We start from the raw sequence: 22582 nt of genomic DNA, 5'->3' as shown, positions 1-22582 counted from the left end.
TTATACGGCTTTCCCTTCTTTCTCGAAATCCTTGCGTGACTTGCTTTGTGTCACGATGTACACTCCCAGGAATACCAAGGCTATGGCTATTCCCTTTTCCAAATTGAACACTCCCAATCCTAAGATGATGGCAACGGTTGAGGCCACGATGGGCTGCATGTAGTTGTACATGCTCACCACAGTGGGGCGCAACAGCCTCTGCGCACTCATTATGAAGATATAGGCAAGGAAGCTTCCTCCCACAACCACATATCCCGCTTGCAGCAGGGCGGCTGTAGATATTTCGCTCCACTGTATGGCAGCCACGTCGTGGTAAGAGAACGGGATGTAGCACATGGAGGCATAGACAAACATCCATTTGTTCAGGGTGATGGGAGAGTATTTTTGCGACAACCCCTTGAATACGGTCAGATAAATGGAGAAGCTGATTTGGGCGAGCAGGCAGAGAAGGTCTCCGATGAGGCTGCCATTGCCGGCACCGGTGGTCTGGCTGCTCATGATGAGTATAAATGCTCCCATAGCCCCTACAAAGATGCCCAGCACTTTCTTGTTGGTGACCGGTTCTTTCAGATAGATTGCAGCCACTATCATGGTGACGATAGGCAGCGTGGTTGTAACGATGGAGGCGTCTATGGGCGAAGTCATGGAGAGTCCGAAGATATAGACACCCTGATTGAATACCAGTGCGAAGAGTGCGGCGAAGAATATCTTCAGCATGTCCCGGTGGTCCACCTGTTCGCGTTTGCAGAATAAGGAGAGGAGCCAGAAGCAGGCGGCTGCGCCTACCATGCGGAATGTGGTTACTGACAACGCGGAAAACTCTACCAGAGCTGACTTGCCTATAGGTGCCATCAAGCCCCATAAGATATTTGCGGTAAGGGCGAACAGATGCCCTTGAATGTTCTTGTTCATACTCTTTTGTTCTTTGCGGGTGCAAAAGAACAACTATTTTCTGAAAAGAGAAAATCTTTCATTATATGATTTTTCTGGTTCATGGGCGTAGAAATAAGAGATTATCGTGTATATTTGCTTCTAATTAAAGCAAGAAACCATGGAAGTACAAGCCAATTACATCAAGCGTATCGAAATACACGGATTGTGGCATCGGTACGATATTGCCTGGGACCTGCGTCCTGACGTCAATATACTTTCCGGCATCAACGGAGTGGGGAAAACCACTATCCTGAACCGTTCGGTCAACTATCTGGAACAGACATCGGGTGAAGTGAAGAGTGACGAGAAGAACGGCGTACACGTCTACTTCGACAATTCTGCAGCCACCTTTATCCCCTATGATGTAATCCGCAGCTACGACCGTCCCCTTATCATGGGCGACTTTACGGCACGCATGGCCGATGCCAACGTGAAGTCGGAACTGGACTGGCAGCTCTATCTGCTCCAGCGCCGTTATCTGGACTATCAGGTGAACATCGGCAACAAGATGATAGAACTGCTCAGCGGTGATGAAGAGCAGCGTAGCCTGGCTCCCTCCCTTTCCCTCCCCAAGCGGAAGTTCCAGGATATGATTGACGAGCTTTTCAGCTATACCCATAAGACGATAGACCGCAAAAGCAACGACATCGTTTTCTATCAGAACGGTGAACGCCTGCTGCCCTACAAACTGTCTTCGGGCGAGAAGCAGATGCTGGTCATCCTGCTGACCGTGCTGGTGCGTGACGATGACCACTGCGTACTCTTCATGGACGAGCCGGAAGCCTCCCTGCACATCGAATGGCAGCAGAAGCTTATCGGCATGATACGCAATCTGAATCCCAATGTGCAGCTTATCCTCACCACCCATTCGCCCGCAGTCATCATGGAAGGCTGGCTGGATGCCGTCACCGAAGTCAGCGAAATCTCATCCCTAATCCCTAATCCTTAATTCCTACCCAAGTGCCCACTTCCCTAAGACATAACCTTACTTCCGCCTATCTGGATGCCGCCCGCAAGTTGTCCCCCAAGAGAGCACGCAGGCGCATAGTGGCGTATGTGGAAAGCTATGACGACATCGCTTTCTGGCGGACGCTGCTGTCTGAGTTCGAGAATGAGGAACGTTATTTTCAAGTGATGCTTCCCTCGGCCACCTCCCTGGCAAAGGGCAAGAAGATGGTGCTGATGAATACGTTGAACACATCGGAACTGGGGCGCAGCCTGATAGCGTGTGTAGACAGCGACTACGACTTCCTGCTGCAAGGTGCCACCAAGGTGTCGCATAGGATAAACAAGAGTCCCTATATCTTCCAGACTTACGGTTATGCCATCGAGAACTTCCACTGCTTTGCCGACAGTCTGCATGAAGTCTGTGTGCAGGCGACGTTGAACGACCGGCATATCCTGGACTTCCCCGCTTTCCTGAAGCGTTATTCGCAGATTGCCTATCCGCTGTTTCTGTGGAATGTCTGGTTCTACCGCCAGCACGACACGCATACCTTCCCGATGTACGACTTCAACGCCTGCGTGCGCCTGCAGGAGATAAACCTGCGTCATCCTTACCGTAGTCTGGACGAGATGCAAAAGACGGTGTCGGCAAAGCTGTCCGAACTGCAAGCCCGTTTCCCCCGCTACATCGACCGGGTGGAGCAGCTGGGCACGGAGTTGGAACGTTTGGGACTGACTCCGGACAATACCTATCTTTATATCCAAGGACACCATATCATGGATTGTGTAGTGCTGAAAATCCTTATCCCGGTATGTACGGTGCTGCGTCGTGAACGCGAGCAGGAGATAAAGCGCCTGGCAGAGCATAACGAACAGTTCCGCAACGAACTGACGGGGTATGAGAACAGTCAGGTCAATGTATCCGTGATGCTGAAAAAAAACAGCGGCTACAAGAACCTTTATCTTTATCAGTGGTTGAAAGAAGACATTATGGAGTTCCTCGAGCGGGAGGAACAGTCGCGTAGATAAGATTGCCGTTATGATAAACATACGATTATGGAGATATTGAAGAAGATAGACGACCTTTTAATCGGGTGGGGCATATCCCCTTCCCGGGCTGATATGCTCGACCAATTCATTGCCTTCGCACTGATACTTGCCGTTGCTTTCCTGGCGGATGCCCTATGCCGGAAAATCCTGCTGAAGGTAGTGGCACAACTGGTGAAGAAGACCAAGGCTACGTGGGACGACATCGTATTCGACCGTAAAGTGATGGTGCACCTCAGCCGCATGGTGGCTCCCGTTATCATCTATCTGTTTGTTCCATTGGCATTTGTCGAAGTCGGTTCATCGGCAATGGATTTCATCCGGCGTATCTGCCTTATTTACATCATCATTACTTTCCTGAGTTTCGTTAACTCGTTCCTGAAGGCTGTTTACAGTGTATACAGTGAGAAGGAGCAATTTCGTGACCGCCCTTTAAAGGGGATGTTGCAAACCATGCAAGTCATCCTATGGCTGGTGGGCGGCATTGTGGTCGTGGGCGAACTGATAGGCCGCGACCCGCTTTCGCTGCTTGCCGGATTGGGTGCTTCGGCAGCCATCCTGATGCTGGTATTCAAGGATTCCATTATGGGCTTTGTCTCCGGTGTGCAGCTTTCGGCCAACGACATGCTGAAGGTGGGCGACTGGATTGAGATGCCCAAGTACGGTGCCAACGGTACGGTGATAGAGGTAACGTTGAACACCGTAAAAGTGCGCAACTGGGACAATACCATTACCACCATCCCTCCTTACCTGCTTGTCAGCGACTCCTTCCAGAACTGGCGCGGCATGCGCGAGAGCGGTGGGCGGCGAGTGAAGCGCAGTATCAATATCGACATGACCAGCGTCCGTTTCTGCACCCCGGAGATGCTGGCAAAATATCGCAAGATACAGCTACTGAAAGATTATGTGGAGCAGACGGAGGAAGTGATTGAAAAGTACAATGTGGAAAACGGCATCGATAACTCCATCCTCGTCAACGGACGCCGCCAGACCAATCTGGGTGTGTTCCGGGCGTATCTGACGGCTTATTTGAAAAGTCTTCCTGACGTAAATCAGGAACTGACCTGCATGGTGCGCCAACTCCAGCCTACCGACCGCGGTATCCCGATAGAACTTTATTTCTTCTGTGCGCTGAAGGATTGGGTGCCCTATGAAGGGGTGCAGGCGGATGTATTCGACCATGTGCTGGCAATCATCCCCGAATTCGATTTGCAGGTATTCCAGTCTCCGTCCGGCAGAGATTTCCAGCGGGTACTGCCTGCTGCTTCCGAAGAAAAAGGAGCTTGATTCCGACCATCAAAAAGGCCTATATCTATTGTATTTCTCATAGGGAGTCATTACCTTTGAACCCTATACTGAAAGGTCAGAACATCCCCATCTTTTCTCCCAAAACATCCCCATGTTTTGGGGTATTACATCCGGGTGTTTTGGGTGAAAACATCCCCATGTTTTGGGGCAATACATCCGGGTGTTTTAGGTATTCAGTCATATAGTGAAAGGTATTCGGTCACGGAGTCTTTACCGTAAGGTATAGGCTTTGTGTATGCAAGTTGTAGGTGTGCCTCGCGTCGGGCGGGAATATCTTTCGTTTTTTACGAACCTAATTATAAAGAAAGATTGGTATGTCAATGAATTATGTGGTCCGCAAGAAGGTGGACAAGAGTGGAGACAAGGAAGTGGTGCGCTACTACGCGGCGTCAAAAGTGCTTCAGCCGGAACCGGTGAGCAATGACGAACTGGCCAAGAGGCTGGCTTTTGTCAGCTCCCTGCAGGTGGGCGATGCCCAGTCCGTGCTGGTGCAACTGCCGGATATTATAGCGGACTATCTGGCCAGTGGACGCACGGTGAACATCAAGGGACTTGGAAACTTTTTTCCCTCCATCACCAGCGAACCGGTGGAACGGATAGAGGACTGTACGGCAGATAAAGTGCGCATTTCGCGTATCTGCTTCAGGGCGGCAGGCAGTTTCATGCAGCGCGTTTGCCGTCATCTGGACTTGTTCAGCTTTCAGGTTCAGGAATTGAAGAAGGAGCTGAAGAAGAAGTAAACGGTACTTTTAGTTTCTTTTTTGAAACAGCGCGTACCCCTTGAAGCCGGAAGGCATTCGAGGGGCACGCTGTTGAAGAAGTTGTGTGTTTTTTTATAGCCTTGCGAGTGCTTCTTTTTTTTACTTCACCCAGCTTCCGTTCATCCAGCTGCATTCTTTCCTGATGTCCTCGAAAGAGCTGTAGCTCAGGTTGGCGTCCACCTTGTTGCTTGTCACGGCGATGAAGTCGGCATGGGTGTAGATGCCTTCTTTGCTGCTCAGCTCGGAGGTGAGGGTGATGTTGGTCAGCTTGGAGGTGCCGTTCTTCAGGGCGTTTTCGGTAAGGGCGGTTTCCACGGTCAGGGGTTGGCCTTTGCCGCAGACCTTGGCGTTGTCTATTTCCACTTCCGTGCCGGCACGCAGACGGATGCCTTGCTTGCTGCCGCCGTTGCCGACGAGGATGAGGTTCTTCAATACGGGGTGGGCAACGGGAGTGGCGGCGTTGTTGCTGCCGTTGTTGTCGCACTCCATCAGGCAGTCGCAGTCGTAGCCCAGTGTGGATTCGGCTTCTTGGTAAGCCACGAGGTTGGTGCCTTTGCCGTTCCAGCCTTCGGTCCAGTCGAAGGAGTCGTCGCTACAGCTTACGGCTACGAGGTTGCTCACGTTTACCGAGCCGCCGAAGAACTCAAAGCCGTCGTCGGAACCTTTGTAGGCTTGGCAGTGGTCCACGATGGTACCGTTGCCTACGCTGTAGAAAGAGATACCGTTGGCTTCGTGCTCTTCATCGAAGGCAAAGCCGGTGTATTCCAGACGAATGTATTGCAGCGTGCCCGAGTTGTCGGCATCATCGTTGCCGCCGTAAACGGCACCGCCTATTTCAGAACTTCCCTTGCCGCCTTCGGCATTGGTGTGGGCGCGTCCGCAGATGTGGATGCCTCCCCATGCGCCCGGCTCTTCTTTTTCGCTGGTCATTACGATGGGTTTGTCCGGCGTGCCTACGGCGTTGATTTTACCGCCCTGCTTCACGAGGATGTAGTCTGCGATGTCATCGTAAACGGCGATAATCTTCACGCCTTCTTCTATGTGGAGCGTGCCACCTTCTTCTACGATGTATTCGCCGCTCAGCTTGTAGGTGTTTCCGGCAGCCAGGGTCACGTCGGAGGTGATGGTACCTTTCAGTATCGTACCGTTTTCGATTTCATTGCCGTTTCCGTTGCCGCCGTTGCCGTCATTGTCGTTGTTGTCGTCGCTGCTGCAAGCGGTGAGGATAGACATTCCGGCTACAAAGGCCAGAGAGTAGAATTTCCATTTCATTGTTTTCATAATTCAATTGTTTTAGTTGTTATATCCAATTTATCTGTCTGTCATTCAGATTGATTCTCTTAAATCTGCTTGTTTGTCAAAGAGTGTTCTCCGTTCCCTTCAGGGGGAGGGCGGGGGCTTTATAGGTTGTAGCTTATTCCCACCTCGAAGTTCGTTCCCTTGCGGTAGCGTTCCACTTCCATCTCCTGCCCCGTGGTGGGCACATCTTGCTTGAAGATGACATCGCGGTTCAGCAGGTCGTTCACTTGCAGCTTCAGGCTGAAGTGCTTGTTCAGGCTATATCCGGCGCTGAAGTTCAACGTGTGCAGCGTCTGTTGCCTGACATCGCCCAGACCCGACACGCCTACCGCATGGATGCGGCTGCCTTGCAGGTTGTAGAGCAGGGCGAGGTTGAGTTGCCTGTCTTCACCGAAGCGCGGCGAGTAGGTGAGGTCGGCATTGGCAAGTATGGGCGATGCGCCTTGCAGCGAACGTTCCTTGTTGGTGTAGGCACCGCTTTGGGGCAGCTTCACGTTGGTGTACATGTAACTGATGTTGGCACCTAGGCGCAGGTCTTTGACGAGCCGTTTGCGCATCTCCAGCTCCACGCCGGCAGCCATGCCGTTGTCGGCATTCTTGAAGCTGTGCAGCGTGGCGCCGCCTTGCAGGTCTTGGATGCGTTCGATAGGGCTGTCGAGGTATTTGAAGTAGCCGGTCACGGAGAGCATGTCGCCGTCCTTGCCGAAGCGTTCGTAACGTAGGTCGAAGTTGTAGTTGTAACCGTTCTGCAACTCTTCGTTACCGCGGATTTGTGCCGAACCGTAGGACTCTTGGTAGAGGAAGGGTGCCATCTCGATGAACGAGGGACGGGTGACGGTGCGCGAGGCAGAGAAGCGGATGCTGTTGGCGGGGTTCACCGCATATTTCAGGTTCAGGGCGGGGAAGAGGTCGTTCTTGTCTAAATTGCGCCGACGGGAGTACCAGTCGCCGCCGTCGCTGGCGTAGCGCACCCATTGCTTGCTCATTTCGTAGCGCAGGCCGAGGTTCACCAGGAGGGCTTCGGTGGGATAGAAGTCGGTCAGCAGGTAGGCGGAGTAGATTTCGTTTCCGGCGCGGTAGCTGTCTTTGGGCTGCATCACACGCTGTACCATGATTTGTCCGTCGGCAATGTTCTGCTGGTTGAGGAAGCCGTCGGTGTTGTAGATGTCGGTGATGACGGGGTCCAGCTTGTTCAGGTTGTAGTAGAAGCGGGTAGCGCTGTAGTCGCGGTTCTTGTCCTTGTAGTTGAAGCCGAGCTTGAGGTGGCTGGTGTCGTTCCACTTCCAGCGCATGGCGAGGTTGGCGTTCCACTCTTCTTCGTCCAGGCTGCCGAAGTAGCGCATGGTCTCTTGGCGGTTCAGCTTGAAGAGCCTGAGGCTGCCGTCGTTGTCCTTGACGTACATCACTTGGCGGCGGTCGGGTTCTTCGCTACCGGTCTTGCTGTACGAGCCTCCCCAGGTCAGTTGCCACCTGTCGCTCTCGCCGAAGTTATGGATTCCGTTCAGTTGATGGTTTTGCAGGGTGTATATGTGCATGATGTTGTTGCTGCCGGTCAGCTCGTGTCCTTCGGCATCAGTACCTTCGCGGCGCTGGTAGGTGTCGATGGCGTTGCGGGCGTAGAAGAAAGTGTAGCCTATGCGGTCGCTCCGGCGCAGGGTGTAGCCCAGGTAGCCGAGGGCGGCGAGCTTCAGTTCCTGCGCAAAGCTGTCGTAGGAGAAGTCGTCCTGCACGGTGCCGGTGGCCTCGAGTGTCTTGTAGAAGGCATCTTCCATGTTTTGGTAGCCGTTGCTGGCGCTGAAGGAGGCGAGCAGGCTGAGTGTCTGGTTGCCTATACCGAAGTTCTTGCCGAAGCCGAGGTTCCCGCCCAGTTCGGGTAACGAACTCTTCTTGCCGGCGCTGAAGGAGGTATCGAAGATATTGCGGGTCTTCACGTATTTGTCAAACTCCATCAGGGGCATGCCGAGGGCGGCTGCGTCCACTCTGGGTGTCTTCAGGAGCGAGCCGCTGCGGTCCATCTGATAGCGGTCTTTGCCTAAGGTGTTGAACTTCCCGCCCGTGTTGAGGCTCAGTTGGAAGAAATCTTGCGGTATGTTTTCTTTGGTGCTGATGTTGATGTGCGCACCGCTGTAGTCGGCAAAGGCGGCTGCGTCATACACCTTGCTGACGGTGATGTTCTGTACGGTGGACGAGGGGAACAGGTCGAGCGGCACCAGCTTGTTGTCCGGGTTGGGCGAGGCGATGGGCAGTCCGTTCAGCGTGGTGGTGCTGTAGCGGTCGCCCAGTCCGCGGACGATAAGTTGTCCGGCGCTGGCGATGGAGATGCCCGTTATTTTCTTTACTCCTTCTTCCACATTGCCGATGCCTTTGAGGGACATCTCTTTGGAACCGAGGTTCTCGATGGCGAGGGTCGCTTTTTGCCGTTCCATCTGCAAGGCGCGTTCGCCCTCAAGGTTCTTCTTGGCGGTGACCTGCACTTCGCCCAAGGTTTGCGTGTCCGGCTCCATGTCGAAGTTCAGCACGGTTTCACCCTTTATCTCTACGGCATTTATCGTCATGTCTTTGTAGCCGATGTAACGGACGGTGAGGGTATAGGTTCCGTTTTTCAGCTCCAGTGTATAGTTACCATCCAAATCGGCGACGGCGCCTTGTGCCGTTCCGCTCACTTGCACGGTGGCTCCCGTCAGCGGTTCTTTGGTTTGTCGGTCGGTGATTGTCCCTTTGATGGTTCCCGCCGTGGCAGCCATGACGGAAAGTGTGAGGAATAAAATAAGGAAGAAAATCTTTCCCAAGTCTAATTTCATGCTCATCTCTTTTCTTTGTACGTTTTTTAATCCGCTGCAAAGATGAGGCAATGACATTACACCGGTGATACATGGAACATACGTTTCATTTTCAAATCTATTACGATTTGGTTACCGCACATTCTTCCGGATTGTTTGTTATCCTTATATATAGGCTGCTTGGGACGAAAAAGGTTTCTAATGGTTGCTTATTAGAGTTTTATGGCTATTTTTGTATCTCAAACCAATATTGATAAATATATGGCTGTTCATCGTGACGATAGTGAACGTTTCCGGCGCCTTTCCATTCTTGGCCGGATAGGTTGGTGGGAGGCTGATTTTTCTTCAAGGCAGTATCTCTGCTCCGAATATGTCTGTAAGTTGTTAGGCTTGGAAGGGGAATACCTGAGCTTTGAGGATTTCGGTAAAATGATACGCGAAGACTATCGGACGCGTATCAGCCGGGAGTTCCTTGCCATTCAGAATATGGAGGTCTATGAACAGACGTTTCCTATCTATTCTACTGAAGGAGTGGTCTGGGTCTACTCGCGCGTGGGGTATAAGGAGCATTTGCCGGATGGTACATTGAAGGCTTTCGGAGTGTTGCAGCGCGTAGAGATGCCGAAGGAGGAAGCTGCGAAGCAGGCTTTGCAAAGAGTGAACAATTTGCTTTATCGGCAGACCTCAATATCCCATTCCTTATTCCGTTTCCTGAAAGACGAGGATATCAGTGCGGGCATTTACGACATACTGAAAGATATTCTCGATTTCTTTCGCGGCGGGCGTGTCTATATATTCCAATACGATGAGAAGTGCCGGTACCAGAGCTGCACATACGAGGTGGTGGCTCCGGGAGTGGCTCCTGAGAAAGAAATGCTTCAGGGAGTCCAGGCTGACAGCTTGCCGTGGTGGACGTCACAGATTATGGCACAAAAGCCCGTTCTGCTGGAAACGCTGGGGCAACTGCCGGAGCACGCTTACGCCGAATATGAAATTCTGGCGAGACAGAATATAAAGTCCTTGATGGTAACTCCGCTGGTTGCCAATGACCAGGTGTGGGGATATATGGGCATTGATTTGGTGGACCGTACCCGAATGTGGACTAACGAGGATTACCAATGGTTTAGTTCGTTGGCAAATGTCATCAGCATTTGCATAGAGTTGCGCAAAACGAAGGATGAGGCTGTGCGTGAACGTACTTTCCTCAGCAATTTGTTCCGCTATATGCCTTTGGGGTATGTGCGGATGTCCATTGTCTGTGATGAAAAGGACAATCCCTACGGGTATTATGTGACAGATGCGAATTCTATCTTTGCCGATTTTCTGGGAAAACCCGCGTCGACGTTTATCGGCAAGACTGCCTCGTCTTTTTCAAGGGAGGCGGCCCCCAGACTGGAATATCTGCTTGATATAGTGAACACCGGGACACATAAGGAAATGGACATGTGTTTTGAGCTCACCAACAAGCACTGCCACGTGGTGATATACTCTCCGGAAAAGAATGAAGTGGTGGCGTTATTCCTCGATACGACAGACTCGGTACAGACTCATCTGGCTTTGGACCATAGCGAAAAACTGTTCAAGAATATCTTTGCCAATATACCGGCCGGGGTGGAAATCTATGACAAAGACGGATTCCTGGTAGACATCAACAATAAGGATATGGAGATATTCGGGGTCCGTGACAAACAGGATGTCATTGGAGTGAACTTATTCGAGAACCCGAATGTGTCCGCCCAATTGGCAGAACGTATACAGACCGAGGATATGGTCGACTTCCGCCTGAATTATGCTTTCGACCGGACTGAAGGGTATTACTCCACTTCCAAACAGCCGAAGGATGTGATACATCTTTATACGAAAGTGAGCAAGGTGTATGACAGTAAAGGTAACTTTACCGGCTATGCCATGATTAACATCGACAATACGGAACGGATTGATGCCATGAGCCGTATCTGTGATTTCGAGAATTTCTTCCTGCTTATATCGGATTATGCGAAGGTAGGTTATGCCAAGCTGAACCTGCTCGACCGGAAAGGCTATGCCATCAAGCAATGGTATAAGAATATGGGAGAGGACGAGAATACCCAATTGGCAGATGTCGTGGGAATATACAGCAAGATGTACCCCAGTGACCGCAGGAGGATGCTTGATTTCTTCAGTAAGGCCCGTGTGGGCGAAGCCAAACATTTCCAGGGAGAGATGCGCATTGAGCGTCCGGGCGAAAAGGGAAAATGGAACTGGGTACGTACCAATGTGGTTGTCAATCTGTTCGAACCGGAGAACGGACAAATAGAGCTGATAGGCGTCAACTATGACATTACGGAATTGAAGGAGACGGAGGCTATGCTGATTGAAGCCAAGGAGAAGGCAGAAACCGCCGACCGTCTGAAGAGTGCCTTCCTTGCCAATATGAGTCATGAGATACGTACGCCCCTGAATGCGATTGTCGGTTTCTCCAGTCTGATGGGAGAGACCGGGGACATGGAGGAAAAAAGGCAGTATATGGCGATTATCGAAGAAAACAATGACCTGCTGTTGCAGCTGATTTCCGACATACTGGATTTGTCCAAGATAGAGGCCGGGACATTTGACTTTGTGGAAAAAGAGCTGGACGTGAACGTACTATGTGAGGACATTGTGCGCTTCATGAAGATGAAGGCTAAACCGGGTGTGGAAGTTCTCTTCGACCATCATCTGCCGGAATGCCGGATTGTCAGTGACCGTAACCGTTTGAATCAGGTCATAGCCAACTTTGTCAACAATGCCATCAAGTTCACCACTGCGGGAAGTATACGTGTAGGATATGATAAGGTGGATGAAACTCATTTGCGTTTTTATGTGGCCGATACGGGCCTTGGCATTGAGCCGGAAATGCAGGCTCAGATATTCGACCGTTTTATAAAGCTGAATACGTTTGTGCATGGCACCGGCCTGGGGCTTTCTATCAGCAAGAGCATTATAGAGCAGTTGGGTGGCACAATCGGTGTGGACAGTGAACCGGGGAAAGGCTCATGCTTTTGGTTTGTGCTGCCGATTGTATAGTATGGAAATGTGCTAAAATACACACTCACCACAAATTATGCAGATTAACACAAGTCAAAGCTCTTGATTATCAGAACTTCTAAAGATGATTTGTGCCAATCTGTGTAATTTGTGGTAAGTGATGATACCCTCCGGTTATAATCCGAATGAGAACTTATCGATGGATTGATATACCACACTTGCAATACTCAGTACCACAATACCCAGCGTGCAAATGGCCAGGCTGGCACGTGTATAGTTGTCACTGCGGAATGCTGCAATCGGCTCGTCGCTCTTGTTGATGTACATTGCCTTTACAATCTTCAGATAGTAATAAAGCGAGATGATTGTATTGATAAGGGCAATGAATACCAGCAGATGGAAGCCGCCTTCGAAAGCTGCCGCAAAGATGAAGAACTTCGAGAAGAAGCCCGCAAACGGCGGGATGCCTGCCAGAGAGAACAAGGCTAAGGTCATCAGGAAAGCGAGCTTTGGATTGGTATTGTACAGCCCGTTGTAGTCGTCGAGCGTGAATTTATGGGCACGCAGGGCTACAATCGTGATGACTGTAAATACGCTGAGGTTGGCAAACATGTAAATCAATACATAAAAGACCAATGAAGTCATACCTTGTGAAGTGCCGCTGATAATACCCAGCATGATATAACCTGCCTGCGAGATACTGGAAAAAGCCATCAATCGTTTCAAGTTCTGCTGACGCAAGGCGAAGAGATTGGCAAGCGTGATAGAGGCGATGATGATCCAGTAGAGCACTTCTTGCCATTGAGCTACCATCGGGGCGAATACCTTGATGAGGATAGTCATCAGCACGAAAGCGGCAGAGCCTTTGGAGATAACGCTTAAATAAGCGGTTACCGTACTTGGAGCGCCTTCGTAAACGTCTGCTGTCCAAAGATGGAAAGGCACCAGTGATATTTTGAATCCCATGCCGGAGAAGAAGAATACGAATGCCATAATCTGCAACGGGTCGCCGGTGAGGCGTGCCGGTATGTCGGCAAAGTAGAGAGTGCCTACCGTACCGTAAATCAAAGATAATCCGTATAGCAGCAATCCGCTGGAGAACAGTGCCGTGAGAATATATTTGGCACCTGCCTCGGCAGAGTGGTGGCGGTATTTGTCGAAGGCAACCAGCGCTGCCATTGGGATGCTTGCCGTCTCCAGTCCGATGAAGAACATCAGGAAGTGTCCGGCAGAAATCATGAAGTACATACCCAGCAGGGTGGAAAGTGTCAGAATGTAGAACTCACCTTGTTTGATGGCAGTGTCTGGACGGCGCATCCATTCGTGCGCCATCAGGAATACAATCAGTGTACCTATACTGAGGATGGATTTCACGATGCTCTGTATCGGCTGATTGTGATACATGCCGCCGAAAGCATCTGCCACAGGACCGGGAACGATGGTGATAAGTGTGTGTATGGTCAGCAGAGCAACGGGCAGCATTGTGTTCAGCACCGGTTTGCCGTCATTCTTGTGTGCATCCGGACTCATGAAGAGGTCGGCGACAAAAAGGATGACGATGACCAATATCAGCGAAAGCTCTTCTTTGAGCAGGAGGAATTGGGAATAATCCATATCTATTTACGATTTTACGATTTACGATTTACGATTGAAATTACTCTTGGGATTTACGATTTTACGATTTACGATTGAGGTTACTCTTGGGATTTACAAGTCATTTATCAATCGTAAATCGTCAAATCGTAAATAAATCAGTTATTGGCAGCACGCTGTCTCCAATCATGCCGCTAATCCACCATGGTGCCATACCGAGGGCGGCAACGCATGCGATGAGGATGATGACCGCTGTACGTTCGTCCCAGGTTGCATCGCTCAAGGTGAGGTGATGCTTGTTAGTGCAGGTGCCATAGAGAATCTTTCCTACCAGTCGCAGGATATAGACTGCCGTAATCACGATGGAGCTGCATGCAATGACCGTCCACACGCGGTGGAACGTATCGGGATGCTGGAACGAACCGGTGAAGATGGTCATTTCGGCAATGAAACCGCTGAGTCCGGGCAGTCCCAGATTGGCAAGACCGGCGATTACATAGCAGACAGCCAGAAAAGGCATAATCTTCATCAGACCGGAGAGTTCGCGGACGTCACGCGTATGGGTACGTCCGTATATCATACCGATAAGGGCGAAGAACAAGGCTGTCATCAGTCCGTGAGAGAGCATCTGCAGAACGGCACCCGTGCAAGCTGTCTGGTTCATCATCAGGATGGCGAACAACACCAGGCCGCAATGGCTGACGGAAGAGTAGGCATTGATATACTTCAAGTCGGTTTGTACACAAGCGGAGAATGCACCGTATACCACGGAGATTCCGGTAAGAATCAGGAATATCCATCCCAGTTCTTGTGCAGCTTCGGGCATCAGGTACATGGCTATGCGGAAACATCCGTAACCTCCCAGTTTCATCAATACACCGGCATGGAGCATGGATACGGCAGTCGGTGCGGAGGCGTGACCGTCGGGGCTCCATGTGTGGAACGGGAACAGAGCGCCCAGCACACCGAAACCGAGGAAGGTGAGCGGGAACCAGATACGTTGCTGTTCGATGGGAATATTGTGCATCTGTGCTATTTCCAATAGGTTCATAGAGGTGGCTCCGGCACCGTAGTAGATACCCAGGATACCGATAAGCAGGAAGGCGGAGCCGCCCATCAGCATCAGTGTCAGCTTCATGGCGGAGTACTCCTTGCGTCCCGACCCCCATACACCGATAAGCAGATACATGGGAATGAGGGCAACCTCGTAGAACATGAACATGGTGAACAGGTCTATCGAGATGAAGAACCCGAACACACCGATGGAGAGGAAGGTGAACCAAAGGAAATATTCTTTAGTCAGCGGTTGCAGCCTCCAGGAGGCGAATGTTCCGGTAAAGACAATGATGGCCGAAAGCAGCAGCATGGCTACCGAAATACCGTCTACTCCTACCGAATAGTGGATGTTGAGTGCAGGATACCAGACCATGTCGGCACGGAACAGCATTTCATCCGTGGCACCAGCGTGGCGTGCATTGAGGTACATCACGGTCAATGCTGCAGAAAGAACCAGCAGAGCCGATGCACCGGTCACCATCACCGCGCGTATTTGTGCGATGTTGCGGCTGAGCCAAAGACCCAGCAACATCAGCAAGGGGATGAGTACGAATAATGATAAAAAGTTCATCTTTATATTTACGATTTAACGATTTACGATTTACGATTGAAAAATCTCGGGTTATAGCAATAGTAGCAGTATCAGTGCCAGCGTGCCCAGCAGGAATACAAATGTATATTGCTGGATGCGTCCGCTTTGCAGGCCGCGTATCTCTTCACTGGTAGCTTCAGCCCCCCAGGCAAGGAAGTTGAAGAAACCGTCGACCACGTGGCGGTCCCACCATGCAATGGGGTGGCAGATGCAGCCGAAGATGATGCGGTGGGTGATGAACTGGTAGACCTCGTCCAGATAGAAGCGGTGGTAAGCTGCTGTCCACAAGCCTTTGAAACGGTGTGCCAATGTATCGGCAACGGGTTGCCGGCTACCTGCATAGATGTAGGTGGCAATGGCTATGGAAACCACCGCTACGGCGATACTTGTACCTGCCACACTCCAATCCAGATGGATGTTATATGCTTCACCGTTGGAACTGATGAAGTGTCCGAAAGGAATGAAACCGGCAACTATCGTAACAACAGCCAGGAGCATCAGGGGCAGGGTCATCGCCAGTGGACTCTCGTGGGGGTGAGGCACGTGGCTGTCGCCCCCATCACTTGCCGACTTTTGTCCCGGCTCTGAGCCGGCCCAAAAGATACCATAATAAAGACGGAACATATAGAATGCTGTCATACCTGCAATCACTGTCATAATCCATCCCATAGTGGGGCTGAACAGGAAGCATGCCGTCAGGATTTCATCTTTGGAGAAGAATCCGGAGAACGGCGGGATACCTGCAATGGCGAGACATGCGATGAGGAACGTGATATGCGTAATGGGCATATACTTCCGCAGTCCACCCATGGCAGACATCTCGTTACTGTGTACGGCATGGATGATGCTACCCGCTCCGAGGAACAGCAATGCCTTGAACATGGCATGTGTGAACAAGTGGAACATGCCTGCCATGTAGCCCAGTCCCCCTTCGTGCGGGTCGGTTGATGTACATACACCCAGCGCCACCATCATGAAACCGATTTGGGAGATGGTGGAGAATGCCAGTACACGTTTGATATCACTCTGCACACATGCCACACTGGCGGCATAGAATGCCGTGAAAGCTCCTACGTATGCCACGATGTGCAGCACGCTGGGAGCATACTCTATGAACAACGGGAACATGCGTGCCACCAGATAGACCCCTGCAACCACCATCGTGGCGGCATGAATCAGTGCACTGACTGGCGTAGGACCTTCCATGGCATCGGGCAGCCAGATGTGCAACGGGAACATGGCACTCTTTCCGGCGCCACCGATGAACATCAGTCCCAAGGCAAGCGGAATCATGGCCGCACCGCCCTTTGCCAGCGCCATCTCATTGGGGCTGAAGGTGTATGTGCCGGCATAATATCCATAGACAAGGATACCTATAAGGAAACCTAGGTCAGCAAAACGGGTAACGATAAATGCTTTCTTCGAAGCAGCAATAGCTGCGGGTTTCGTATAGTAGAAACCAATCAGCAGATAGGAGGACACGCCCACCAACTCCCAGAACAGATACATCTGGAAGATATTCGTTGCTACTACCAGTCCGAGCATGGACATGGTGAAGAGCGACAGGAAGGCGTAGTAACGCTGGAAACCGCGTTCGCCCTTCATGTAGCCGAAAGAGTATATGTGTACCAGCAGCGAAACGGTACTGATGACCACGAGCATCATAACCGAAATCGGGTCGAGTAGGATACCCATGTCGATACTGAGGCTTTCTGTGAAAGGCAGCCATTTGAAGTTATAGGGCATCAGCGCCTCGTACGTACCATCGGCAAGGCGGGGAGCGCTGAAGTACATTCCTGCGGTGAGATAGGAAAGCACTGCGACCACACTCAGTGCCGCAGTTCCGATAAGGCCGGCAGTGCGGTGTGACATCCATTTACCTCCAAGTCCCAGAGCGAGGAAAGAGAGGAAAGGGAGTAGAAGGATTAATATTGTATATTCCATATATACTATGTTTATCAATTATTACTATTCAAGAAACATCGCTTGGCGATTCTTGCTCTTACCACTTCATCTCATCCAGTTTGTTCACCTGGATGCTGCGGATGTTGCGGTAGATGTTAATCATGATGGCAATGGCTACAGCCGTTTCGGCCGCCGAGATGGCGATGGAGAATAAAGAGAAGAAATATCCTTCCAGTCCTCCGGGGAATAGGAAACGGTTGAATACAGCAAAGTTGATGTCCGTGGCATTCAGTATCAGCTCGATGCTGATAAGTATCGCCAGCGTGTTGCGGCGGGTGAAGAACCCGTAGATGCCTGCGAAGAACATGATAGCCGAAACTATCAGATAATATTCCATGTGTATCATAATTCTTATCTTTTACGTGCTATTAATAATCCACCTACGATACATGCCAATAACAAGATGCTGACAGCTTCGAAGGGAAGCAGATAACCATACTTGTCACCGCTCAGCATGTGGTGACCGATGGTCTTGATGTTGACTTCCAAAGGCTCCACGTCGGTGGTGGCAATGAACTTATGCTTCAAAGTGATGAATACTACGATGATGGCACCGCCCACGGTGGCACCCAGTCCGGCAAGGAACCTGCTACGCTTTAACTTCTCGATGACATCGCCTTCGCCACTGGTAAGCAGTATGGAGAAGACGTAAAGCACTACGATACCGCCGGCATAGACCATAATCTGCACGGAACCGAGGAAGGTGTAACCCAGCAGAAAGTAGATGCCTGCCGTACCGAAAAGCACGAACAGCAGGTAGGTGGCCGAGCGCACCATGCGGTGGGTCGTTACCGTCAAGATGGAAAATACGGTGATAAAGGCCGCAAGGAAGTAGAATACTACTGTTTCAAGAGTTATTTCCATGTTGTTTAATTACAAGTTACTATTAACGAATTACTTTGTTGTCTCTTCTTTGGGAGTAGCGGGTTTCTTTTTTTCTTCTACATGGCTGCCCGGACGGTTCAGCGTCATGACCAGTTTCGTGCGGTCGAACACTGCATGCTCAAAATCCTGGTCGAACGTGATGGCATCGTGAGGGCAGGCATTCACACAGAGTTGGCAGAACATGCACGAACCGAGGTCGTATTCGTACTTAACCAATATCTTCTTTTTCTTGCCGTCTTCCGTTTCAACCATCTCGCCGGTCACCTTGATAGTGTCGTTGGGACAAGCCATCTGGCACAAACCGCAAGCTACACACCGATGTTCATTTTTATCATTATGGGGCATGGTCAGCGTGCCACGGAAACGGTCGGAGAGTTTCAATGTCGAGCGGTTTTCCGGATATTGTTCGGTAGTCTTTCGTCGGCAGAATACGGTCATGGTTGTCTTCATACCTGTCAGCAGAGAAGTGACGCCGTGTATGAGTCCGCCGATATAAGAGTTCTTTTCTTTCATTACTTTTGCCTTTATTAAAATTATCCGCAAGGAAATCTTGCTCCGGCGCTACGCCGGTTAGAAATGCAATTTAAATACTACAATTAATACCATCAAAATCAAGTTCACCATAGAGATGGGTACCAGGTACTTCCACTCCAGATTCAGAATCTGGTCAATACGCAGGCGGGGGAAGGTCCACTTTATCCACATCAGCAGGAAGACTACGAAGAAGGCCTTTCCGAAGAACCATACAAATCCCGGAATGTAATCCATCACTGCGTTGAAGCCGTCCAGGCCTACGATGTGTAGCGGCATCCAGCCTCCCAGGAAGATGGTGGCTGCCACGGAGGCTACGATAAACAGATTCAAATATTCTGCCAGATAGAAGAATCCGAAGCCCATACCGCTGTATTCCGTATGGTATCCGGCAGTCAACTCGCTTTCGGCTTCGGGCAAGTCGAAGGGACCGCGGTTGGTTTCCGCATTTCCGGCAATGAGGTAGATGATGAAGGCTATCAATGCAGGGATATGTCCCTTGAAGATGAACCAGCCGTCAGCTTGTCCTTCTACTATTTCGGAGAACTGCATGGTTCCCATCAACACTACCATTGTCAGTATGCTCAATCCGCAGGACAACTCGTAGCTGATAATCTGCGCACCGCTTCGCATGGCTCCAATCAGCGAGAATTTATTGTTGGAACTCCAGCCTGCCAGCAGGATACCCACTACGCCGATACTCGATGCAGCCAGCAGGAAGAACACTCCTACATTGAAGTCCAATACCTCCAATCCCTTGTTGATGGGCAGGCAGGCAAATGTCAGGAAAGAAGCGATGATTACCATGAACGGTGCCAGATTGTAGAGGAACCGGTCAGAGAATTTCAAATCAATGATTTCCTTTGTCAACATCTTGATGACGTCGCAGGGCACTTGGAGCAATCCCCATTTCCCCACGCGCATCGGACCGAGGCGGCATTGGAAGAAGGCGCATATTTTACGCTCCATGTAAATCAGGATGATGGCAAGCACGGCATACATCAAGATGATGCATACGCCAATCACCACGCATTCGAGGAATATTGCCAGACCTTCCGGCATCAGGGAAGTCAGCATCTGGTGTATCCAGTTGGTTACTATACTAAAGTCAAACACGTTGTTCATTTACTATTTACAATTTACTATTTACAATTTACGAGGCGCTTTTTGATTTACAATTCACAATGTACAATTTACAATTTGGCTGCGCTGTAATTCCGCATGGTAAATTGTGAATTGTCAAATCGTAAATTCTTTTATCTATCAATATCTGGTACTACATAATCTAATGTTCCGCCAATGGCAATAAGGTCGGCGATTTTAGCTCCGCGGCAAATCGTGTTTACGGTCGATACCAATGGCAAACCCGTACTGCGGAAGTGCAGGCGGTAAGGCGTTTTGTCACCGTGGCTTTCGAGGAAGACGCCGAACTCACCGCGGCTACCTTCTACGGCTGCATAATAAGTGCCTTCCGGTACGCGGATAATAGGTTTCATCTTTTCCTGGTAGGCTCCTTCCGGGATGTTGTCTATCAGTTGCTCGATAATCTTCAGGCTCTCCAGAATTTCATCCATACGGATAAGGTAGCGTGCCCATGAATCGCCTTCGGTGCGGATGATTTCTTTAAAGTCCACCTTGTCATATACGGCATATGGCATACGCTTACGCACGTCGCAGGCCCATCCGCTGGCGCGTCCGGTGCCTCCGGTAGCTCCAAAGGCGATGGCATCTTCCCGTGAGAGTATACCCACACCTTTCAGACGTTGCTGGGCAATGATGTTCCCGGTGAATACGTCGTGATATTCGTGTAGGATACCGCGGAGGTAGGGGATAAACTCCTTCACTTTCTTTACGAAGCCGGGAGCAATGTCTGCCTGCACGCCACCGATGGTGTTGTAGTTCATGATGAGGCGTCCGCCGCAAGTTTCCTCAAAGATGTCGAGTATCTTTTCGCGGTCGCGGAAACCGTAGAAGAAGGCCGTTAATGCACCCAGGTCCATAGCAAGACAAGAATAGAACAGCAGGTGAGAGTCTATTCGCTGCAACTCGTCCATGATGGTACGTATGTACTGCACGCGTTCGCTTACTTCCACGCCCATTGCCTTTTCGATACACATGCACAAGGCATGGCGGTTCTGGTGTGCGCCCAGGTAGTCCAGACGGTCGGTCAGAGCCAAGGTCTGCGGATAGGTCAGGCTTTCGCACATCTTCTCGATACCCCGGTGGATGTAGCCGCAGTTGGCATCAATCTTGTTGATGATTTCACCCTCCAATGATACACGGAAGCGCATTACGCCGTGGGTGGCCGGATGTTGGGGACCGATGTTCACCACATATTCCTCATCACCGAAAAGTTGCATCTCCTTATTCTTGATGCTACCGTCGGGATTCAGCTCCAATTCCATGGTGGTGTCCACCGTTTCTTCGTTGTCCATACGCAACGGATTATCTTTTTCCGGCTCATTGTCTTTACGCATGGGATAGCCTACCCAGTCATTGCGCAGATAGAGTCGGCGCATATCCGGATGACCGATGAAAACGATGCCGTAAAAGTCGTAGACTTCGCGCTCGTTGAAATCCGCAGCTTTCCAGATATCGCTGACGGAAGGAAGTTCGGGATGTTCCCGGTTTAGAGTGGCGGTGCGTACCGCTATCCGTTCGCCGGTAATAGTAGATTCCAACAGATAGACTACGCCGAGTCCGCGGGGGGTGTCCGGTGCGTCTTTCTCGTCGGGTATTCCCCAATCCATACCGCTGAGGCATTCCAGGAAGTCCATTTGTTTCTCTTTCCGCAGACGCAGCATTTCGTCGTGCAGGACTGAGGGCTCTATGTATTTTATTTCCATATTTTTAAGTACTGATTAGTGGTTCTCTTCTTTTCTGTTTACTCCACCGAAGTATTTCTCTATTTTCACTTTACGCTGCAATTGCATCATGCCGTAGTAGAATGCTTCCGGACGCGGAGGGCAACCGGGAATGTAGACATCCACCGGCAGAATCTTGTCCACACCGTTCACCACGTGATAGGATTTCTTGAACGGGCCTCCGCTGACGGCACAGCCGCCTACGGCTACTACATATTTCGGATCGGCCATCTGGTCGTAAAGACGTTTCAGAACGGGAGCCATCTTGTTGGTTATTGTTCCGCAAACCATAATCATGTCTGCCTGGCGCGGACTGGCACGGGCTACCTCGAACCCGAAGCGCGCCATATCGTAGCGGGCTGCGCCGAGGGCCATGAATTCGATACCGCAACAGCTGGTTGCAAACGTAAGAGGCCACAGTGAGTTGCTGCGTCCCCAGTTGACGAAATCGTCCAGTACGCCAAGGGCGACATTGGCGCCTCCGGCATTAAGTTCCCGAACCAGTTTCTCCAACGTTTCGTTGTCTGTAAACTCCTCATAAGGGATAGATTTAATTTTCGGCTTCTTTGTTACTTCCATTCCAAAGCTCCTTTCCTCCAGGCATAAGCAAGGCCCAGAATCAATATAATCAGGAAAAATAAAACACTGAAAAGTCCTGCCACGCCAAGTTCGCGGGTGATGACTGCCCAAGGGAACAGAAATACCGTTTCCACTTCGAACATCAGGAACAAGATGGCAAACAGATAGTAACCTACCCGGAATTGCATCCACGATTTACCGCGGGTAGGGATACCACACTCGTACGGCTCCATCTTCTGTGCATTGTACGAACGGGGTGCTATCGCATTGGAGAGCGCGATGACGATACCCACGAAAGCGATTGCCGTCAATAAGACGACCACTAACAAAGTAAAGTTCATAAACCTGATAAGATTTTAGATATATAATAATAGATACATCGCACCGGAGGACAAAACCTCTGAATTGTTGTCCGGCGAGTTAGGGGCAAGCGTCTGC

18 protein-coding genes are annotated in these 22582 nt (G+C 50.7%); 5 read left to right on the top strand and 13 right to left on the bottom strand.

The window, feature by feature from the left end; genetic code table 11:
- Complete coding sequence (locus DW896_RS07545) at nucleotides 1-912, bottom strand: DMT family transporter (protein ID WP_009037165.1); 912 nt, start codon at nucleotides 910-912, stop codon at nucleotides 1-3.
- Between the two features lie 139 nt (nucleotides 913-1051).
- Between DW896_RS07545 and DW896_RS07540 the strand changes: the two genes are divergently transcribed.
- The 4 genes from DW896_RS07540 to DW896_RS07520 all read left to right on the top strand — a co-directional run bounded on the left by DW896_RS07540 (nucleotide 1052) and on the right by DW896_RS07520 (nucleotide 4973).
- On the top strand, nucleotides 1052-1882 hold the full coding sequence (locus DW896_RS07540; RefSeq protein ID WP_009037164.1) for an AAA family ATPase: 831 nt from the start codon (nucleotides 1052-1054) through the stop codon (nucleotides 1880-1882).
- An 11-nt stretch (nucleotides 1883-1893) separates the two neighbouring features.
- Nucleotides 1894-2907, top strand: a complete 1014-nt coding sequence (locus DW896_RS07535) for a DUF4435 domain-containing protein (protein ID WP_009037163.1) — start codon at nucleotides 1894-1896, stop codon at nucleotides 2905-2907.
- Between the two features lie 27 nt (nucleotides 2908-2934).
- Entirely contained in the window at nucleotides 2935-4212 is a 1278-nt protein-coding gene (locus tag DW896_RS07530; protein ID WP_009037162.1) for a mechanosensitive ion channel family protein, read from the top strand.
- 335 nt (nucleotides 4213-4547) lie between these two features.
- On the top strand, nucleotides 4548-4973 hold the full coding sequence (locus DW896_RS07520) for a hypothetical protein (protein WP_005835201.1): 426 nt from the start codon (nucleotides 4548-4550) through the stop codon (nucleotides 4971-4973).
- Nucleotides 4974-5093: 120 nt separating this feature from the next.
- On the opposite strand, the gene DW896_RS07515 is transcribed toward DW896_RS07520, so the two are convergent.
- A complete protein-coding gene (locus DW896_RS07515) occupies nucleotides 5094-6275 on the bottom strand; it encodes a hypothetical protein (protein ID WP_009037161.1) in 1182 nt (393 codons plus the stop codon).
- Nucleotides 6276-6394: 119 nt separating this feature from the next.
- Nucleotides 6395-9100 (bottom strand): TonB-dependent receptor, encoded by a 2706-nt coding sequence (locus DW896_RS07510; RefSeq protein ID WP_009037160.1) that lies wholly within the window; start codon nucleotides 9098-9100, stop codon nucleotides 6395-6397.
- 234 nt (nucleotides 9101-9334) lie between these two features.
- Here DW896_RS07510 and DW896_RS07505 point away from each other — a divergent pair, with 234 nt between their 5' ends.
- Nucleotides 9335-12118, top strand: a complete 2784-nt coding sequence (locus DW896_RS07505) for an ATP-binding protein (protein ID WP_022402329.1) — start codon at nucleotides 9335-9337, stop codon at nucleotides 12116-12118.
- Nucleotides 12119-12253: 135 nt separating this feature from the next.
- On the opposite strand, the gene DW896_RS07500 is transcribed toward DW896_RS07505, so the two are convergent.
- The 10 genes from DW896_RS07500 to DW896_RS07455 all read right to left on the bottom strand — a co-directional run bounded on the left by DW896_RS07500 (nucleotide 12254) and on the right by DW896_RS07455 (nucleotide 22485).
- Entirely contained in the window at nucleotides 12254-13693 is a 1440-nt protein-coding gene (locus DW896_RS07500) for an NADH-quinone oxidoreductase subunit N (protein ID WP_005823978.1), read from the bottom strand.
- Between the two features lie 121 nt (nucleotides 13694-13814).
- Nucleotides 13815-15299 (bottom strand): NuoM family protein, encoded by a 1485-nt coding sequence (locus tag DW896_RS07495; RefSeq protein WP_005823976.1) that lies wholly within the window; start codon nucleotides 15297-15299, stop codon nucleotides 13815-13817.
- Nucleotides 15300-15350: 51 nt separating this feature from the next.
- Nucleotides 15351-17264, bottom strand: coding sequence for an NADH-quinone oxidoreductase subunit L (nuoL, locus tag DW896_RS07490; RefSeq protein WP_009037158.1), 1914 nt, complete (start codon nucleotides 17262-17264; stop codon nucleotides 15351-15353).
- A 58-nt stretch (nucleotides 17265-17322) separates the two neighbouring features.
- Nucleotides 17323-17631, bottom strand: a complete 309-nt coding sequence (nuoK, locus tag DW896_RS07485; protein WP_005823972.1) for an NADH-quinone oxidoreductase subunit NuoK — start codon at nucleotides 17629-17631, stop codon at nucleotides 17323-17325.
- 5 nt (nucleotides 17632-17636) lie between these two features.
- The gene (locus DW896_RS07480) at nucleotides 17637-18149 is read right to left on the bottom strand and encodes an NADH-quinone oxidoreductase subunit J (protein ID WP_005823970.1); all 513 of its coding nucleotides are present in this window, start codon (nucleotides 18147-18149) and stop codon (nucleotides 17637-17639) included.
- A gap of 30 nt (nucleotides 18150-18179) precedes the next feature.
- Nucleotides 18180-18683, bottom strand: a complete 504-nt coding sequence (locus DW896_RS07475) for a 4Fe-4S binding protein (RefSeq protein WP_009037157.1) — start codon at nucleotides 18681-18683, stop codon at nucleotides 18180-18182.
- Nucleotides 18684-18740: 57 nt separating this feature from the next.
- On the bottom strand, nucleotides 18741-19817 hold the full coding sequence (nuoH, locus tag DW896_RS07470) for an NADH-quinone oxidoreductase subunit NuoH (protein ID WP_009037156.1): 1077 nt from the start codon (nucleotides 19815-19817) through the stop codon (nucleotides 18741-18743).
- A 140-nt stretch (nucleotides 19818-19957) separates the two neighbouring features.
- Nucleotides 19958-21547, bottom strand: a complete 1590-nt coding sequence (locus tag DW896_RS07465; protein ID WP_119993078.1) for an NADH-quinone oxidoreductase subunit D — start codon at nucleotides 21545-21547, stop codon at nucleotides 19958-19960.
- A gap of 15 nt (nucleotides 21548-21562) precedes the next feature.
- Nucleotides 21563-22144: an NADH-quinone oxidoreductase subunit B gene (locus DW896_RS07460; RefSeq protein WP_005823959.1), complete on the bottom strand. Its 582-nt coding sequence runs from the start codon at nucleotides 22142-22144 to the stop codon at nucleotides 21563-21565.
- Nucleotides 22135-22485: an NADH-quinone oxidoreductase subunit A gene (locus tag DW896_RS07455; RefSeq protein WP_005823956.1), complete on the bottom strand. Its 351-nt coding sequence runs from the start codon at nucleotides 22483-22485 to the stop codon at nucleotides 22135-22137. Before DW896_RS07455 ends, DW896_RS07460 begins: the two co-directional genes overlap by 10 nt.
- Between the last annotated feature and the right edge of the window lie 97 nt (nucleotides 22486-22582).

The sequence above is a fragment of the Bacteroides sp. AM41-16 genome (assembly GCF_003603495.1).
GTDB classification, from domain to species: Bacteria; Bacteroidota; Bacteroidia; order Bacteroidales; family Bacteroidaceae; genus Bacteroides; species Bacteroides uniformis.
This window is presented reverse-complemented; position numbering and strand designations above follow the sequence as displayed.

Excerpts from the sequence above, each read along its gene's own strand:
- DW896_RS07545 (WP_009037165.1), bottom strand. The coding sequence starts at position 912 with ATGAACAAGAACATTCAAGGGCATCTGTTCGCCCTTACCGCAAATATC.
- DW896_RS07540 (WP_009037164.1), top strand. The coding sequence starts at position 1,052 with ATGGAAGTACAAGCCAATTACATCAAGCGTATCGAAATACACGGATTG.
- DW896_RS07530 (WP_009037162.1), top strand. The coding sequence starts at position 2,935 with ATGGAGATATTGAAGAAGATAGACGACCTTTTAATCGGGTGGGGCATA.
- DW896_RS07520 (WP_005835201.1), top strand. The coding sequence starts at position 4,548 with ATGTCAATGAATTATGTGGTCCGCAAGAAGGTGGACAAGAGTGGAGAC.
- DW896_RS07515 (WP_009037161.1), bottom strand. The coding sequence starts at position 6,275 with ATGAAAACAATGAAATGGAAATTCTACTCTCTGGCCTTTGTAGCCGGA.
- DW896_RS07510 (WP_009037160.1), bottom strand. The coding sequence starts at position 9,100 with ATGAGCATGAAATTAGACTTGGGAAAGATTTTCTTCCTTATTTTATTC.
- DW896_RS07505 (WP_022402329.1), top strand. The coding sequence starts at position 9,335 with ATGGCTGTTCATCGTGACGATAGTGAACGTTTCCGGCGCCTTTCCATT.
- DW896_RS07500 (WP_005823978.1), bottom strand. The coding sequence starts at position 13,693 with ATGGATTATTCCCAATTCCTCCTGCTCAAAGAAGAGCTTTCGCTGATA.
- DW896_RS07495 (WP_005823976.1), bottom strand. The coding sequence starts at position 15,299 with ATGAACTTTTTATCATTATTCGTACTCATCCCCTTGCTGATGTTGCTG.
- nuoL (WP_009037158.1), bottom strand. The coding sequence starts at position 17,264 with ATGGAATATACAATATTAATCCTTCTACTCCCTTTCCTCTCTTTCCTC.
- nuoK (WP_005823972.1), bottom strand. The coding sequence starts at position 17,631 with ATGATACACATGGAATATTATCTGATAGTTTCGGCTATCATGTTCTTC.
- DW896_RS07480 (WP_005823970.1), bottom strand. The coding sequence starts at position 18,149 with ATGGAAATAACTCTTGAAACAGTAGTATTCTACTTCCTTGCGGCCTTT.
- DW896_RS07475 (WP_009037157.1), bottom strand. The coding sequence starts at position 18,683 with ATGAAAGAAAAGAACTCTTATATCGGCGGACTCATACACGGCGTCACT.
- DW896_RS07465 (WP_119993078.1), bottom strand. The coding sequence starts at position 21,547 with ATGGAAATAAAATACATAGAGCCCTCAGTCCTGCACGACGAAATGCTG.
- DW896_RS07460 (WP_005823959.1), bottom strand. The coding sequence starts at position 22,144 with ATGGAAGTAACAAAGAAGCCGAAAATTAAATCTATCCCTTATGAGGAG.
- DW896_RS07455 (WP_005823956.1), bottom strand. The coding sequence starts at position 22,485 with ATGAACTTTACTTTGTTAGTGGTCGTCTTATTGACGGCAATCGCTTTC.